The 16,911-nt window shown below is 38.4% G+C and carries 15 protein-coding genes; 13 read left to right on the top strand and 2 right to left on the bottom strand.

Translation table 11 applies throughout. From position 1 onward, the window contains the following. Positions 1-65: 65 nt before the first annotated feature. A complete protein-coding gene (locus tag PL_RS03335) occupies positions 66-1,670 on the top strand; it encodes a LamG-like jellyroll fold domain-containing protein (RefSeq protein ID WP_082035829.1) in 1,605 nt (534 codons plus the stop codon). Positions 1,671-1,828: 158 nt separating this feature from the next. Next, on the top strand, positions 1,829-2,245 hold the full coding sequence (locus PL_RS03330; RefSeq protein WP_082035828.1) for a MauE/DoxX family redox-associated membrane protein: 417 nt from the start codon (positions 1,829-1,831) through the stop codon (positions 2,243-2,245). 1 nt (position 2,246) lies between these two features. On the opposite strand, the gene PL_RS03325 is transcribed toward PL_RS03330, so the two are convergent. Then, complete coding sequence (locus tag PL_RS03325; RefSeq protein ID WP_041878826.1) at positions 2,247-3,605, bottom strand: Gfo/Idh/MocA family protein; 1,359 nt, start codon at positions 3,603-3,605, stop codon at positions 2,247-2,249. 11 nt (positions 3,606-3,616) lie between these two features. After that, the gene (locus tag PL_RS03320) at positions 3,617-4,978 is read right to left on the bottom strand and encodes a 3-keto-disaccharide hydrolase (RefSeq protein WP_052496083.1); all 1,362 of its coding nucleotides are present in this window, start codon (positions 4,976-4,978) and stop codon (positions 3,617-3,619) included. A gap of 324 nt (positions 4,979-5,302) precedes the next feature. On the opposite strand from PL_RS03320, the gene tssD (PL_RS03315) reads away from it, so the two are divergent. The 11 genes from tssD (PL_RS03315) to PL_RS25990 all read left to right on the top strand — a co-directional run bounded on the left by tssD (PL_RS03315) (position 5,303) and on the right by PL_RS25990 (position 16,780). Further along, on the top strand, positions 5,303-5,698 hold the full coding sequence (gene tssD / locus PL_RS03315) for a type VI secretion system tube protein TssD (protein ID WP_041878825.1): 396 nt from the start codon (positions 5,303-5,305) through the stop codon (positions 5,696-5,698). A gap of 37 nt (positions 5,699-5,735) precedes the next feature. Then, positions 5,736-6,131 (top strand): type VI secretion system tube protein TssD, encoded by a 396-nt coding sequence (gene tssD / locus PL_RS03310; protein WP_041878824.1) that lies wholly within the window; start codon positions 5,736-5,738, stop codon positions 6,129-6,131. A gap of 89 nt (positions 6,132-6,220) precedes the next feature. Beyond that, a complete protein-coding gene (locus tag PL_RS03305; protein WP_082035830.1) occupies positions 6,221-7,996 on the top strand; it encodes a type VI secretion system Vgr family protein in 1,776 nt (591 codons plus the stop codon). 6 nt (positions 7,997-8,002) lie between these two features. Continuing rightward, positions 8,003-8,950 carry a hypothetical protein gene (locus PL_RS03300; RefSeq protein ID WP_041878823.1) on the top strand — a complete coding sequence of 316 codons (948 nt, stop codon included), beginning with the start codon at positions 8,003-8,005 and terminating at the stop codon, positions 8,948-8,950. 35 nt (positions 8,951-8,985) lie between these two features. Beyond that, complete coding sequence (locus PL_RS03295; protein WP_041878822.1) at positions 8,986-9,255, top strand: hypothetical protein; 270 nt, start codon at positions 8,986-8,988, stop codon at positions 9,253-9,255. Further along, positions 9,255-10,895, top strand: a complete 1,641-nt coding sequence (locus PL_RS03290) for a polymorphic toxin type 15 domain-containing protein (RefSeq protein WP_348620988.1) — start codon at positions 9,255-9,257, stop codon at positions 10,893-10,895. The genes PL_RS03295 and PL_RS03290 overlap by 1 nt, the downstream gene beginning before the upstream one ends. Before the next feature lie 41 nt (positions 10,896-10,936). Then, complete coding sequence (locus PL_RS03285) at positions 10,937-11,503, top strand: T6SS immunity protein Tdi1 domain-containing protein (RefSeq protein WP_041878818.1); 567 nt, start codon at positions 10,937-10,939, stop codon at positions 11,501-11,503. 27 nt (positions 11,504-11,530) lie between these two features. Then, positions 11,531-11,944 carry an immunity 70 family protein gene (locus PL_RS03280; RefSeq protein ID WP_348620985.1) on the top strand — a complete coding sequence of 138 codons (414 nt, stop codon included), beginning with the start codon at positions 11,531-11,533 and terminating at the stop codon, positions 11,942-11,944. A gap of 351 nt (positions 11,945-12,295) precedes the next feature. After that, complete coding sequence (locus PL_RS03275) at positions 12,296-15,622, top strand: TonB-dependent receptor (protein ID WP_041878816.1); 3,327 nt, start codon at positions 12,296-12,298, stop codon at positions 15,620-15,622. Positions 15,623-15,690: 68 nt separating this feature from the next. After that, the gene (locus tag PL_RS03270; protein ID WP_041878814.1) at positions 15,691-16,194 is read left to right on the top strand and encodes a hypothetical protein; all 504 of its coding nucleotides are present in this window, start codon (positions 15,691-15,693) and stop codon (positions 16,192-16,194) included. Between the two features lie 169 nt (positions 16,195-16,363). Beyond that, positions 16,364-16,780 (top strand): MauE/DoxX family redox-associated membrane protein, encoded by a 417-nt coding sequence (locus PL_RS25990; protein ID WP_052496081.1) that lies wholly within the window; start codon positions 16,364-16,366, stop codon positions 16,778-16,780. Positions 16,781-16,911: the final 131 nt, after the last annotated feature.

Raw genomic sequence — 16,911 nt, 5'->3', positions numbered from 1 at the left:
ATGACAGGAGCCTTTCCTTATTGCGGATTACATAAACCAAATATTAAACCTAAACAACGTAATCTATGAAAAGACTATCCTTTTTTGGAATGGTTATTCTGACCTCATCCCTATTTCTTTATGCCTGTAAAAAGGAGCAGAAGAATAGCGCAGTAAACAGTAATTCTTCTGCAACTCAGGTCTCAGCTACAACAAGTTTGCTGGGGACTCCTTTTACTACAGCTTATGTAGAAGTAAACAGTAATGATTTCTCTAATCCGGGATGTTATACTTATGGTGCTCCTGCAAAGCAACTATTTGGTGTTTCTGTTATTTTCGCGGCTAACATCAATTCGACAAATGGTGTACCTACCTTATCCTTCAATCCGCAGGTGCAGGAAGTATTATCTTCTGGTAAAGTTGCCTATCTGCAATCATTAGGGATAAAAGTAGTTTTAGACGTATTAGGTAACCATCAGAATGCTGGCTGGGGTTGTTTTACAACTTATGCAGACGCAGATGCATTTGCTGTTCAATGTGCCAATGCGGTGCAGCAATATGGTCTGGATGGAATAGATATTGATGATGAATATTCTACCTGTACAGCTAATGATGGTTCATTGGTTTTGGCAGCAGCAGCGTTGAGAGCAAGACTGGGTGCTTCTAAATTAATTACAATGGCTGCTTTTGGTCAGGCTAATTATTTTTCATCAACTTATAATGGACAGAAACTTGGAGATATCCTGGACTATGTTTTTGAACAGACTTATTTCTCTACAAATTATGCAGGCAGATTACAGCCATATATTGATGCTGGTGTACCCAAAAGTAAATTAGGTCTTGGAACTGATTTAAGTAACAATGATCAGGCTGCAGTGGCTACTTATGTGAAAAATAATGGCCTTGCCAGTGCGATGGTTTATAACGTAGCCAATAACTCTCAGACTAAGCTTTCTTCGATATCAACTGTGTTGTATACTTCTCCAACAGATGTGAAGGCAAACTGTATTGACGGGGGAGGTTCAACTGCTGCTAATCAGTCTTTAAGTTTTGATGGTGGTTCTAAATATCTGAATACGAATTCTTTTAATCTTGCCGGAACGGGTTTGTCTTTTGAGGGTTGGATAAAACCAACAGCTTTTAAAAGTGCCTTTCCAAATATTTCTACTGTAATGGGAATTGAGGTTAGTGATGCGAATGTTGCCCTGTTAAGATTAGGGGATGCTAATTTGGCCAATAACAAATTACAGTTTGTTTTAAATACTGGTGGTGCAACTCCCAAAAAATTAAACTCAGCGACTGCATTAAGTGCAAATACCTGGTATCATGTTGCCGCTACCTATGATGGGGCAACAATGAAGATTTATATTAATGGAGTTTTAGATGCGAGTTTAACTGCAACCGGAACGATAGCAGCGAACGGAACTTTGCAAATTTCCAGAAGCTGGGATGCAAATCGTGGTTTTGCCGGGCAGTTTGATGAGTTAAGAGTTTGGAAAACTGCGCTTTCACAAACGCAGATACAAGCAAATACTTGTGGTGTAAGTCCAACCAGTGCGAGTCTGGAAGCTTACTGGAAACTTAATGAAGGTAGTGGGACTACGACAGCTGATGCTACGGGGCACGGGCATACTGCCAGTTTAGTAAATATGGCTGGTACGGATTGGAAGACAAACGTACCCTGCCCATAAGTTTTTTAGATTTTCAGTGGCGAAAGCTCCCTTTTACGAATGTAAAAGGGAGCTTTTTTTGCGCTGTTTTGTCTGTATTGTATTGCTTTTGAGTCATTTGACCCTAAAAAAATGTCCCATTTCTCCTGAACTTGGTTCTATACAAAAGGCTAATTGTTATGGGACTTTCAATCTTGATCTATATTATAACCGGATGTTTGATCATGTTATGGACTTATGCTTCGGTGTCTAAATTATTTGATCTAACAAAATTCAGGGCCGGATTAAAAAACCAGGTATTTCCAAAATGGATTGGAGAGATACTAACCTGGGGATTACCTGTTTTGGAATTGGGAATCATCTATCTGTTGGTTTTTGATGAAACCAGGTTACTGGGAATGTATTTATCCTTTGGCCTGATGACGATATTCTCACTTTATATCGCGGGTGCTGTATTTCGGGTTTATGATCGTTATCCATGTCCATGTGGTGGATTATTTAGGCGGATTGGCTGGTATAGACATCTTAAAATTAACCTGCTTTTTACTCTGATTGCTTTGGCAGGGATTGTCTTAATGGAACTGACTAAAAACTGAGTTAATAAATAAACACCTTACCATCTACCATAACTTCCTGGGTAACTTCATCAAAAGTAGCCTTCATTCCGGTTCTTGCAGCTGCATTGGTCATGATGTTCGCTATAGAATGCTCGTATCCTGCTTCCACAGGAGCATGTGTTTCCTGACGGCTCCTCACACATTCCATCCAGTTCCTCATGTGTGCAGAAGTCAGTTTATCCCCACCGGTGTTGGCCGATGCCGATACTTTTTCTACCATATCAGTCAATTTCAACTCAGGTAACAAATTTGGTTTCATATGCATGGCGCTGGCAGCATCTGCCTTTAGTCCACCTTTGGAAGAAACCGTATTGGTATTCAGATTTAACTCTCCGCCATTCGAATAATAGATTTCTGCCGGATTTTCATCACCATTATGCATTCTGGATGTGAAAACCACCTGGAAGCCATTCTGCAGGTTATTTTGCGGACCATAATCAAAAACAGCAGTCGTGGTGTCCCAATTTCTACGGCCATCTTTCCATTGATAGATGCCGCCATTTGCTACCACACTTCTGGGATGCTTTAATCCGGTAAACCAGTGTACTGTATCAATCTGGTGTGACATCCATTGTCCGGGCATCCCCGAAGAATAAGGCCAGAACAAACGATACTCAAGATATTTACGTGGATCCCACTCTTCAAAAGGACGGTTAATTAAAAACCGTTTCCAATCCGTATCCTCCTGTTTTAACAAAGCGACCAGTTCAGGTCTGCGCCAGCGTCCCGGCTGGTTAACGTTCCAGCTCAGTTCTACCATAGTAATATCGCCGAACTTGCCAGATTTAATAAACTGTTCAGCTGCTTTATAATTACCTCCGCTTCTGCGTTGAGAACCTATCTGTATAATTTGTTTTGATTCTTTTACCGCCTTTAATGCTGCCCGGGCATCGGACATTGTCTCTGCAAAAGGCTTTTCACAATAAACATCGCATTTGGCATGAATGGCTTCAATTGCATGTATAGCATGCTGAAAATCTGCTGTACTTATAATTACTGCATCAATATCTTTTAATCCATATAATTCTTCATTATTGCGACAGGGAGTAATATGATGTCCAAATTTGGCTTTTAATAAGTTCTCACCTAATCCTCTGCGATAATTCCACAAATCAGATACTGCAACAATATCAAAGTTCAACTCTTTGTAATGATTTAGAAAACCAGGTAACAATGAATTAGCAAAGCGGTCAGAAAAGCCTATTACCCCAACTCTTACCCGGTCGTTTGCTCCAATTATATTTCCATAACTCTTAGCAGTTAAGCCCATAGTTCCCATATAAGTTCCCGTAACTGCAATGGCAGATTGTTTGATAAATTTTCTTCTTGATGATAACATAGTCTGCAGAATTATAGTTGTTTTAATTTGATACTTCTGAAAAATACCTGGTCTCCATGATCCTGTAAAAGAATATGTCCTTTTGGAGCCATTCCAAAGTTTTTCCAGTCTTTATATTTACTGTCAGCAACCAATGCCAGAAATTCTGCTGATCCTCTTACATATTCCAGAATTTTATAACCATTTAACCAGTATTCTATTTTGTTATCCGGAAATACCCTGATCAGACCGCTGTTCCATTCTCCAATTTTTCTTTGGGCATTAGGAATCTTTTTGCTCGTAATCAGATCATATAAAGAGCCAAGTGTCCGGTTACCATTTTTCCCAAGTTTTGCATCCGGATGTTTTTCATCATCCAGAATCTGATATTCAGGACCAATTGCAGATCCTTTATTTCCTTCGGTAAGCGTTACAAAATATTTAACACCACTGTTTGCACCCTCCGTTAACTTAAAATCGAATTTTAATTCAAAAGCACTGTACTGTTTTTCTGTAACTATATCACCACCATTGGTAGATTCAGCACCATTGGACTTTTGGACACTCAATTCTCCGTCTTTAATCAGCCATCCGCTTTCAGGAAATGTTGTTTTATAAGCTCCTTTCCAGCCTTTGTTAGTTTTACCGTCCCAAAGTAAACTGTAACCTTCTGCCTTTTCCTGTGGAGAGAGGTTGTTTGGAACCAGATTTACAACATAAATATGATCCGTCTTTGAAGGTTTGAGGTTTTCTGTTTGTATACGGATATTGCGCCAGTGAATTTGTTTGCCTGGCTGATCATCTTTACCGATTGCATGTACTTGCAGGGCGATAAAGCCAGTAGGCGTAAGCTCATCCACTAAATTGGCAGCTGGTACACCATTAATCCAGGTCCTGATAGAATTTCCAATACATTCTATACGATATTTGTTCCATTGATCATTCTTAAATGCCTGTTGTCCTGCAGGATTAATATCCAGAGGATATAACCAGCCTCTTCTCGCCTCATCATAAATACCTCCGGAAAATTTGCGTTCAGAAGGATCAACTTCGACCTGATAGCCATGTACTCTGCCAGACTGATAAGCTTTATTGCTTTCACTCCGGATTTGTACACCGGAATTCATAGTGTTATCTACTTTTAATTCTAACTCCAATATGAAATCGGTATATTTTTTTTGAGTCGCCAGAAATGAGTTGGGCGTATTAGCAACGGTTGTACCTACAATCTCTCCGTTAACAACCTCATATTTAGCTTGCCCGTTGAGTTGTTCCCAACCCTGCAGATCTTTTCCGTTGAAGAGATTATACCATTTTGAACTTTGTGCCTGTGAGCTTAAAGGAATGTTTGCCAATATCAGGCCTGCGAAGATTAAAAAATGCCTTGTTTTCATATTTGGTTATATAGATTGGTTTTTCTCTGCTGAATGCTGTTTTCTTCAGATAAGCTAAATATAGTTTAATCTAAGGAAAAAATCCAGTGTCTGAAACTCCATACATAACAAGTTTATGTCACTGTAGCTGACTGAAAATGAATACAGTATCATCTGATTGGCAAAATTTATATTTCTTTATGTTACAAAACATATGGGCCAGAAATGCCTTTAAACGCAATTTTTTTAATTTATCTGTCTATTCTACTGATTATTAGTTGTTAATGGCAAAATTTTTGTCGTCGTTTGCGAAGTTAATTAGTAACAACCCTAAAACAAAAAGTTATGGCTTTCAAAGCAAGATTAAACTTTTCGGGCAAGGAGTACGATGTGCTTCATTGTGCCTATTCTCTAAACCGTGATGTAGATGCAAAAGGAAGACCCTCTTCCGGAGTGTATGGTGGAACGATTGATATCGTACTTGAATCTACCGAAGACACCTCTGTCATCGAAGCAATGGTAAACAACCAGTACAAACCTTTAGCAGGTACTCTTTTGATTAAGAAATCGGAAGAAGATGCCAAAATGAAGGAAGTTCATTTTGAAGACGGGTATATTGTGAAATATACCGAAGGAATTAACATCACCGGAGATAATCCGATGACATTGAAATTCCAGATCTCTGCGCGCAAATTAAAAGCGGGCAATGCCGAGCATGTCAATGACTGGCCAAAGGCGTAATTCAAATTAAGGAAGTTTAACATTAAAAAACATTATCATGGCATTTAAAACCAGATTGACTCTAGGGTCGAAAGAATTCGATGTGCTGCAGTGCAGCTATTCATTAAACAGAGATGTTGACGCAAAGGGACGTCCATCGTCAGGAGTTTATGGTGGTACAATCCACCTGGAGATTGAATCTACTGAAGATACTTCAGTAATTGAATCTATGGTTAACAATCAGTATAAGCCTCAGGCCGGTACTATTGTTTTCAAAAAAGGTGAAGAAGATGCAAAAATGAAAGAATTGCATTTTGAAGATGGTTACATCATCCAGTACAACGAGGGGATTGCAGTAAATGACAATACTCCTATGACGTTGAGTTTTGTGGTATCAGCACGTAAACTTAAGATTGGTAATGCTGAGCATACCAACGACTGGCCAAAGGCTTAGTAAGAACAAACTAACTATGCATCTGCAGGAAGCCGTGACGGTTTCCTGCAGTATTTTAATGACTCCACCTTACCTTATAAACCATGACCATGGTAAACAAGCTAATTGTAGACATCAGCATAGAGCAGGTGGCTATTACGCATTTCAGTCGTTTTACACTGGACCAGCGTTTCAATGAACATCATACCTTCGAACTTCGCATCAATCATGATCAGGTTGAAGAAACCGGAGGTATTACACTTGCAAAATCTAAAGATTTTATAGGTAAAAGTATAACAATCCAGTTTGCCCGGCTAGGCGATACAGGGACCATTTTTACCGGGATAATTACAAAAGTAGAAATTGCACAAACCCACGGTTTCCGTGGTGATATTGTCATTACGGGCTATAGTCCTGATATTTTATTAAACAGAGGTCCTGATCTGGGATCTTATCTGAATAAGGATCTTAAAAGTATATTGCAGCAGGCCACCAATGATACGCCTCAGAATGATCTTGATTTCCAGATCAGTCCGGCATATAGTGCTGCAATTGATTATATTATACAGTATAAAGAAAGCGATTTTGATTTTATCAATCGTTTATCTGCAGAATATCATGAATGGTTTTACTATGACGGCCGTGTGCTGCATTTCGGTAAACCAGATAAACAGGAAGAAGTCGCATTGATCTATGGACGTGACCTCCAGAGTTTGCAATATGGGATGCAGATCGCTCCGCTTAATTATAAAAAGTTTGCTTATCATTCGCAGCAGGATGAACTATTGAGTGCACAACCTTCTGCTGCCAGCTCTACTTTTTCTGATGTTTCACATGCAATCTCTGCTTCAAATGATGTTTTTAGCAAACGCTTTAATCAGCCTTTAAGTGTAAGGGTTAATTCTCAGCGGGAGATAGATACTTTTGTTAATGATGAACATAAGGCATTAGTCTCAGGGTTGGTGAGTATTTCCGGTCGCGGGGATAATGCAAAAGTTGGCATAGGCAAAACCGTCAATATCAGTACCAGTATGCATAATGGGCTGGATTTTCAGGTAGAAGATTTCGGCAAGTTTATCGTTACTGCGATCCATCATGAAATTGATGGTGTAGGTCATTATCATCACACTTTTGATGGAGTAGCCGCGGATAGTGAAAAATTACAGGTTAAACAGTTTCAGAAGCCGTTTGCTGATATGCAACTGGCAGATGTGGTAGATAATAATGATCCTCAGGGGCATGGCCGGATAAAGGTTAAGTTTAAATGGGCCTGTCAGGTTAATGATCCTACAGAATGGTTGCGCGTCATGACTCCTGATGCAGGAAGCAGTGATAAAGTAAGTAAAAACAGAGGCTTTGTATTCATCCCTGAAAAAGGTGATCAGGTAGTCGTAGCATTCGAAGAAGGGAATATCGCAAGGCCGATTGTAATGGGGAGTGTATTTCACGGGAAAAGCGGAACAGGAGGGAGTGCAAGTAATAATAGTAAGAGCCTTACTTCAAAAAGCGGGCATACCGTTCAGCTGAATGATGGAGGCGGAATTACTATAAAAGATAAAACCGGCGGAAATCATATTGTAGTTGACGGTCAGAATAAAGTAACGGTTACCTCAAGTCAGACTGTGGTCTTGACTAACGGTACTGCTGCAATTACATTGGAGCAGGATAAAATTACAATACATGCTTCTGAAATTGAGATTGCCAAGAAAGGTGGGAAATCTGCGAAAATTGATATTAATGGAGATACAACCAATATCAATACAACAGATATGATTATTACTTCAACGAATAATAAGATTAACGGTACAAAAAATACGATGTCCGGGGAAAATCATATCACCGGAGGAGATACAAGAATTGATAAGGGAGATGTTTTTATTAATTAATATCAAATGAAAGACTCTAAAATACTCATCAGGCAGCCATTTCAGGAACAATATACTATCAGGATAGAATCAGAAGTCAATGGCGTAGACGTATTTGTAACCTCTACTGTACAGCTCAGGTATGATTTTAATGTATTAAGAGTTGAAAATAACAGAGTTGAAGTTAGATTAATCCAGTTAGACAATGTGTTACTGGAAGCCAATAATCCTATGATAAAAGAAGTTGCTCAGATCAGCCAGATATTTGGCAGAATGTATAGTGAGCTTCATTTATTATTAGATGATAGGGGAAACATACTGGAAGTTTTGAATAACGAGCTGATATTGGCTAAGTGGAGACAGACTAAAGCTGAAATGGAGAAGCATATTGGGGGAAATGATGATTTGAAGAATGCAATTTCATTGAATGATGCAATTTTTAATAGTCCGGAAAAAGTAAAGATAGCTGCACAGGCAAATGAGTTTTTGCGGGTGTATTTTGGCCAGGTATACGGTGTTGACCTGCCTGTGAAAACTGGCTTTAAGGGAACGAATATTTTCAATACTGTAAATATGGACTGGACACTGTCAGTTGGCAGCTCCGTTCCTTTGCCACCGGTTAATGGAATAAACTCTCTTACGGTCACGACCAGTGCTGTTCCTACTATGGCTTTGAACTCAAAATTTTATGAAGAGGCCTATAATCAATTTGCAACAAAGATTGATATTAAAAGCCTGAAAACCCTGCTTGAGCAGAAAGAAACAAGAATTGTTGATTATCAAACAGGGAGGATACAGGAAGCTGAGGTGAGTAAAGTAGAAATAGCTGATGAGAAAAAGCTGTACAATAAATTGATATACCAGCTTAAAAGTGATTCGGGGATAATAATTAAGCCTGTAGGAGATCATAAACAATCGACTGTTTTAGCTGAAGAAGAAAAGAAAGAAACAGGATCTAAGTTTAAGTTCTTTTAAATTATTGTTTGTTAAAACACTAAATCAATCAGGTTATGCAGAATCTTACAGCTACTCAGATAAAAATTATAAGTCAGAGAACATTACGTTTGGGCATCTGCACTTTGCAGTTTGGTGTTTTTACGGAAAAGCTGACCGATAAAGGAAAGAGCACTAATGTAATGATAAAGTTCTCAGGTAAAGAGCCTGAGCAAATTGGTGATACAGCAGATGTTTTAAGTCTTGGATTTAAAATAGTCAGCTATGGTGAACGGTTAGGAATAGGACTTATCAAGCGTAAACAGACTATTCAAAAAGTACAATAATGGGGCATAAAAGAATTACGGAAAAGGATTTTTGGGTCTGTACCGAAGGCAATATGCCGGCCCAGCTTCAGTCAACTCAAACAACGACGAAGAAAAGTTCGGGTGAAAAATATATTACCATTAAGGATACTTCTACCAGCAGCTGGATTGATTTTAGTTGTAGAAAAGCTATGCTTATTTATGCAATTATTGCTGCTGCGGTAGTTGTCATAGCAGCTATGACTGTGGCTACCGGGGGAGCAGCACTGATAGCCCTTGGTGCACTGGCCGGACTAGCCGGGGCAGCATGGGGCGCTGTGGTAGGTGCATTATTATGCGGACAGACAGCAGCTAAAGGAAGAAAATGGGTAGAAGTTCCTAAAAGCAAAATGACTGCTATACAGGGAGTACGTCAGATTACCGGAGATTGTACTATGACCTGTATGGTCGGCGGAGTAATTTCTTTCAAACCTGAGATCAAAAACTGGAGCCAGGCTGTTTCTCTTGGAGCAGCGAACTATATCGGCGGATTAATGGAAGGGATGATGGCTGGGGCAGCGATTGGTATGGGAGGAGCTGCTCTTAGCGGAGGAGCAGGTGCATTTGGTGCTGGTGGAATGAGAGGACTTGGTCAGGCAGCTTTGCAGTTTGCAAAGAGCGCTCCTATAAATGTACTGAGAAATATTGGTGCTTCTTTTGGTTATGCGGGGGCGGGAGCCAGTACATCAGCTGTTTATACAACGGCAGCTGCGGCTATCGGGCTGCGTGGACTTACCTCAGCTCAGGCCGGTTTACAACATTACGGCAGTACAGGAGAATCAGGCTGGGGAGCTGCCGGTAAAGGTGTCTTCGGTATGGAAACAGGAATGTATCATTCTGTAAACAATCTGACTACTTTTCATAATCCGGAAACAGGTGCGTTTGAATGGCAGGGTACCTGGCAGGATGTAGCGGGGTTGGCATTACTGCTTTCTCCGGTTCATAAAGCGGCAGAGGAAGCTAAAGGGAAAACAAAAGGAGAGGAGCCTGTACAAGATGGAGAAAATAAAGCTGATGAGCCAGTACAGGACAGCGAGGAAGTTGTCCAGGATGCTAATGTTCATAATGAAGCTCCTGAAGGCCAGCAAGGAGAGCTTGCTGCTTTTGAGGCTACTGTGGCAAAACTCAATGAGATAAAGGCAGAAGACTTCAAGCGCAATCCAAAGCATGATGCTGCCGAATTTAAAAAACAGATTGAAGGGCAGGAAAAGGGATTAAATGATTTAACAGTAGAAGAGTTTTTAAAGAATAGAGAAGAATACAAAAAAGACGGTAGATCTAAAGAAGGTAGTAAAGCACAAAAAGATTATAGAGAAAAGATCAAAGCTGAAAAGATTAAAGAATATAGGAAACATGACAGAACATTATCTTATGATGATGCAAAAGCGAAAGCAGAAGCTGATATGAAAGATAAAGCCGCATTACATGATCCTGATCAGATAGCAGGGGGGCATGGAACTAACATTACAGGACTTGGTGATTCCGGTATAAATTCGAGTCTTGGGAGTCAATGGAAAACCAGAATTGACAAAATTGAGGCAGCAGTAAAAGAACAGGCTAAAAATATGACACCAGAGCAAATGAAAAACACAAAATTAAATATTAAGCTACCTTGGAATTAAGGTCATAACTAATTAAGTTTATAAGATAAAAATATAATAAAATGTTTAACGATTTTTTTTCAAAATACCCTGATTATAACGTTATTGAAAAACCATCAAAAGTGGTAGTTGACAGTTATAAGGATAAACTTCCGGCAGAATTGATTAAATTCTGGCAAGAGTATGGTTTTGGGATTTATATGGATGGATACCTTAAAATAGTAAATCCAGATTTATATCAGCCAGTCCTCAATGAAGGTTATGATACTGAAAATAATAAGGAAATAGTTTTTGCAGTTACCGGGCTTGGTGACTTTATTGTTTGGGTTGGTGATGCGATAAGATTAGTTGATTTCAGACATGGGAATTACAGCATAATTGAAAGTGGTGATGATATGGCCTGGTTTTTTGATATGGATTTAACGGAAGATGGTTATTTATCAGATCATTTTAAGAATAAAAACTATTCATCTGCAAGAGTCAGACTTGGTGTATTGGAATTTGATGAATGTTATGGATATGTTCCTCTACTTGGAATGGGTGGGTCTGAAAAGGCAGAAAACTTGCAAAAGGTAAAAATAAGAGAGCATATTTCAATTATAGCTCAAATGCTTGGCAAATTAGAATAGTTCTAATACCCCGTGAATAAATTTTCTATGGTAGGTTTAAAAGTTGGTCCAATATTTTACAAGATAGGCACAGGTGACTTTTTACACAGTTTTTTTTCTTCAATTGCTTACAACCTTGAGGATAACAATTGGGGGACTAAATTTCCTTTTATAATGAAAGAGTTATATGCTAAAGAATTACAAGTTGAACATATACCTGAAGCGCTAAAGGAAATTAATTTAATAAGGGAATTGTTTAAGGAATATGCACCAAACTGTGTGATATGGGATATAGAGAACCTTGAAAAACGGCCACCCTGGGGAGACAATATAGCTGCTCATATCACAAGTCTGTCTAATTATTTTTATACCAGTGACGGGGAAGATTTATTTGAAACATTTTTAAAAGCACTGGAAACAGCAGCAAGAGTTAATAAAGTAATAACAATTAAGAGTCTTTAATAAGAACCTTAAATTTTTATAGTCTATTTTAAACCGTTCCATTAAGGGCGGTTTTTTTTATGACCTGATATCAAGACTGAAATGCTTTAAATGTGCGATTTAGAGTTAAGAAATTGTTAAGTGTAAACGACTGAATGCCTTGTGTTTCTATTGATTTGATGTCTTTTAATTGGTAAAATGTTCGTTATTTGTGTATTAAAGCCGTAATGACATCGTTTAGTCATATTTTAATCATTTCATAATATTCAGGATATTATTAACATTAATTTAATCTTGGTTCTGACAGGATAATCTATTTTTGCGCCTCGAAACAAATTCTTAAATTTTACTTTCAAACAAAAAACAACAACTATGAGAAAATCTTTACTCATTTTTTTATTTTTCCTGTTTACTACCGCTGTTACCTTTGCACAGGTAACCTCAAGTAGTGTATCCGGAAGTGTTAAAGATGCCAAACATGGCCCGCTTCCTGGTGCATCAATAAGAGCTGTTCATGGTCCTTCAGGGACTTCTTATTCGGCAGTTGCCAATAAAGACGGCTTGTTTAATCTGCCTGGTATGCGTATCGGCGGACCTTATACAATTGAAGTAAGCTACATCGGCTTCAATAAAAGTGTGACTACAGATGTTGTGCTTCAACTTGGACAGCCATTTATTTTAAATGCTGTATTATCTGATGGTGGAGTTGAATTAAAAGCTGTATCTATCAGAGGTACAAAACGTATCGTTACAGCAAAATCAGGTGCCAGCACCAACATTAACGCTACAGCATTGGCTACTTTACCATCATTTTCAAGAAGTATTACAGACTTTACGCGTTTAACACCACAGGCAAGCGGAACGAACTTTGCTGGTCGTGATAGCCGTTCAAACAGTATAACTGTAGATGGTGCCAACTTAAATAACACTTTTGGTACCTCATCAGACTTACTTCCTGGTGGCGGAGCTCAGCCTATTTCAATTGAGGCATATGACGAGCTTTCTATTAATATTGCTCCATTCGACGTTAAACAATCAGGTTTTACCGGAGCAGGTGTTTATGCAACAACTAAAAGTGGAACCAATACTTTCCATGGTTCGGGATATGGTTATTACAAAGATCAGTCTTTCAACGGAACAAAAATTGGTGAGAATGATATCAGTGGTGCTGTAGCTAAGGCGAGCACAAAAACTTACGGATTTACTCTAGGTGGTCCGATTATTAAAAATAAATTATTCTTCTTTACTAACGTTGAAAGAGATATTTCTACTTCTCCAGGTGTTAATTTCTCGCCGACCGGAGCAGGTGGGGCGAATAAATCAGCCACTCCGGTTGCAGATTTAGAAGCTGTTTCTAATTATTTAGATACAAAATTTGGTTACAAAACCGGTGTTTATGACAATTTCCCGTCATTTCAAAACAAGAATACAAAAGTCTTATTAAAACTGGACTGGAATATCAATGATAAAAATAAGCTGAGTGTAAAATACAGTTATTTACACGCAACTGCTGATCAGATTATCAACTCAACCGGTACACCTAACAATGGTTCATATACCTTTACCGGTATCGGCGGTGTACCAGTTACACGCGCAAATGGTGGACTACCAAACGGTCGTTTTGGTCTGAAATCTATGGGCTTTGAGAATTCTAACTATGGTTTTCTGAATAAGGTAAGCACAGGTACTGCAGAATTAAACAGTACAATCAATTCAAAATTATCTAACCAGTTGTTACTGACCTTTAAGAAATATGGTAATCCCCGTACTTCGAAAGGTGGTATATTCCCAACCATTGATATTTTTAACGGAGCAGGTGATAATTACATTTCTGCTGGTTCTGACCCGAATACAAAATACAATGAGATTATTGATAATACAGTAAGTTTATATGATAACATTACTTATTATGCCGGTAAACATACGTTTACAGCTGGTGTGAACTATGAATTTCAAAAAATTGGCAACTCATTTATGCCAGGTGCTGCAGGTTCTTACATCTACAACTCACTGAACGACTTTTTGAATGACAGAGCACCAATTCAATTCACTTATAATCAATCACTGATTCCAGGAGTTGATCAGGTATTCTCTGCCGATCTGAAAATCGGGACAATCAGTTTATATGCTCAGGATGAGAATAACGTGAATGATAACTTCAAAGTAACTTTCGGATTACGTGCTGATAAAGGGATGTATATGAAAGATCCTGTAGAAAACCCTCAGATCACAGCATTACAGTTACCGGACGCAAATGGAAATATGACCAGTTACAATACCGGTAAATTCCCTAAATCAAGAATATTACTTTCTCCAAGAGTTGGTTTCAGAGCGAGTTTGCTGGAAGACAAATCATTGGTGATCCGTGGAGGTATGGGTATATTTACAGGCCGTATTCCTTATGTATTCTTAACCAATAGCCCAAGTAACAGTGCCATGTATAATTTTGGCGGAGTGGCTACAGCAGAACAATTAAAGAATATCACATTAAAAGCTGATCCTTCTGAGTATGCTAGTCTGTTCCCGCAAACAGCAGGAACATCTTTACAAAACTCAACAGTGGTAATTGACAAGAACTACAAATTTCCTCAGGTTTTCAGAGCTGATTTAGCTATTGAGAAAAATCTGGGTAATGGTTTTGCTGCTACTTTTGAAGCTATTTATACTAAGGATATTAACGGAACACGGATGAGAAATGCGAACCTGAAATCGCCTACAGGAGTAATTAATGAAGGTGACTTTTCCAGAGTTCGCTATGTAGGTACAGGAAATGTTTCAAACGGAAATGTTGGCGTTCAGAATATCGACAGATCTATTTATCCTAACATTGGTTCAGTAATCGTTCTTGAAAATACAAACGAAGGTTATTCTTCTGCTTTAACAGCACAGCTGACTAAAAACTTCTTTAATGGTTTTACTGCTTCTGCAGCATATACCTACACCAAATCAAAAGAAGCATTTTCTACTGCTGGTTCTACTGCTGCACAGGTCTGGGCAGCTACTGCTAACGTAGGCTCAACCAATGATGTAGAATTGAGAAATTCTGGTAACTATGTACCACACCGTATTGTTGTTAACGCATCTTACAAGTTTAACTACTTAAAACATGGTGCTACAACAATTGGTCTTTTCTACGAAGGACAGGCAGGAAGCAACCCATTCAGTTACATTGTTAACGGCGATTTAAATGGTGATGGTAATGCATCTTCAGATTTAATGTACATTCCAAAAAGAGGTTCGGATGTGAATTTCGTACCTTTCTCTACTACAGTTAACGGGGTAGGTTATACCTATACTGCTCAGCAGCAATCTGCAGCCTTAGAGCAGTTTATCAGCAACTCACCTTACCTGAACAAACACAGAGGTCAGTATGCAGATAGAAATGCTGCATTTTCACCATGGTATAACCGTGTTGATGCAAATATTCTTCAGGACTTTTATTTCCAGTCGGGTAATACAAAACACACTTTACAGTTAAGCGCAGTAGTCATCAACTTACCAAACTTATTAAGCAAAAACTGGGGTATCAGACAGTTTAATACGACGAACAGTCCACTTACACTTAGTGGTATTGATGCAAACGGAGTACCTTCATACACACTTCGTCAGTTTAATGGAAAACTTGTTAATCAACCTTTCCAGAACGCAACTTCGAATACAACGTGGAGCCTGCTGATTGGAGCTAAATACATTTTTTAATCAGATCAGTAAAATAAATAAGATGAGATTATCACGATAACATCATCATCATTTTAAAAATATAACTAATGAAAAAATATATCAGTATCGCTTTAACTTCACTTTTAGCCTTAACTCTATTTTCCTGCACCAAGAAAGCAGATATCGAAGGTATAGAGCCAAAGTTACCTAACCTGCAACTGAGCAGTTTAGGCTATCAGCAAAGCAGTCCTTTTAGTTCAACTACAATCCTGCAGCTGAACTTTGGTGCAACTGCAAAAGTTCCTGTAGGGAAATTTGTTGTGGAGGTTCTTGATGGAACCAAGGTTGTTGATACCATTACCTTTCCAACCTGGTCTGGTAATGATGTAACTTCAACTACGACCCCTCTTGTAGTTAATCATTCTATAAGTTATGTATTGCAGAATACCAGTTATCCAAATACGCAGGTTTATAGCGGTGCTATCCTGCTTAAATTCAGTAAGCTGAACCTGGTATCAGGTAAAACTTATGGTATCAGAGCCACTGCTTATGCAGCTACCGGTACTTTAGTATCTGCAATGACTCAGGCTTCATTCTTTAAGTTTATTTAATATTTTAGTATGCTGGTTTTTATTCCAGCACACTGTTAAAAGGCCGGGTAATCCAATTGGATTACCCGGCCTTTTTTTTGCGGTTTGCTAATTATTATGAGACTTCTGACCCTAGTAAATATTCTCGTTTGTCCCGAACTTTCTATTGTACAACAAGGAGTTGATAATTATGAAGCTTACAATTATAACAAATGTGATTACAGGTTTATTTATCCTGCTTTGGGCTTATGTATCGTTTCCAAAGTTTTTAAATCTGAAGCGATTCAGATATGTAATGTTAAGTCAGATAATTCCAATGTGGCTGTCAAATATTCTGTTTGTGTTATTGCCTCTTTTTGAGATTGGAGTCATGTTCCTGTTGTTATTTGATCAAACACGATTATTAGGGATGTATATCTCGTTTTTGCTGATGCTGGTTTTTACAATTTATATTGGAGGCGCCGCTTTTAATTTTTATAAACTTCATTTGTGTCCTTGTGGTAAGTTGTTCTCGAAATTGAGTTGGAAGGAGCATTTTTTGGTAAATCTTGTATTAACAATGATAGCGCTTGCCGGAACTTATAGTATATCATATTTAACACAGTAATGGATTTGCCGAAAACCATAAATAGAGTAGGTGACAGAGTTATTTAAGTTTATGCTTTTTGATTTATAAAAGCGCTAAGGTTATGCCGTGGTTTATTTATAAGTTTCCTGAAGATCCATTAGAAGTGACAA

Origin of the sequence: Pedobacter lusitanus (assembly GCF_040026395.1) — a bacterium.
GTDB lineage: Bacteria > Bacteroidota > Bacteroidia > Sphingobacteriales > Sphingobacteriaceae > Pedobacter > Pedobacter lusitanus.
Note: the sequence above shows the minus strand (reverse complement) of the source record. Positions and strands in the feature narration are given on the sequence as shown.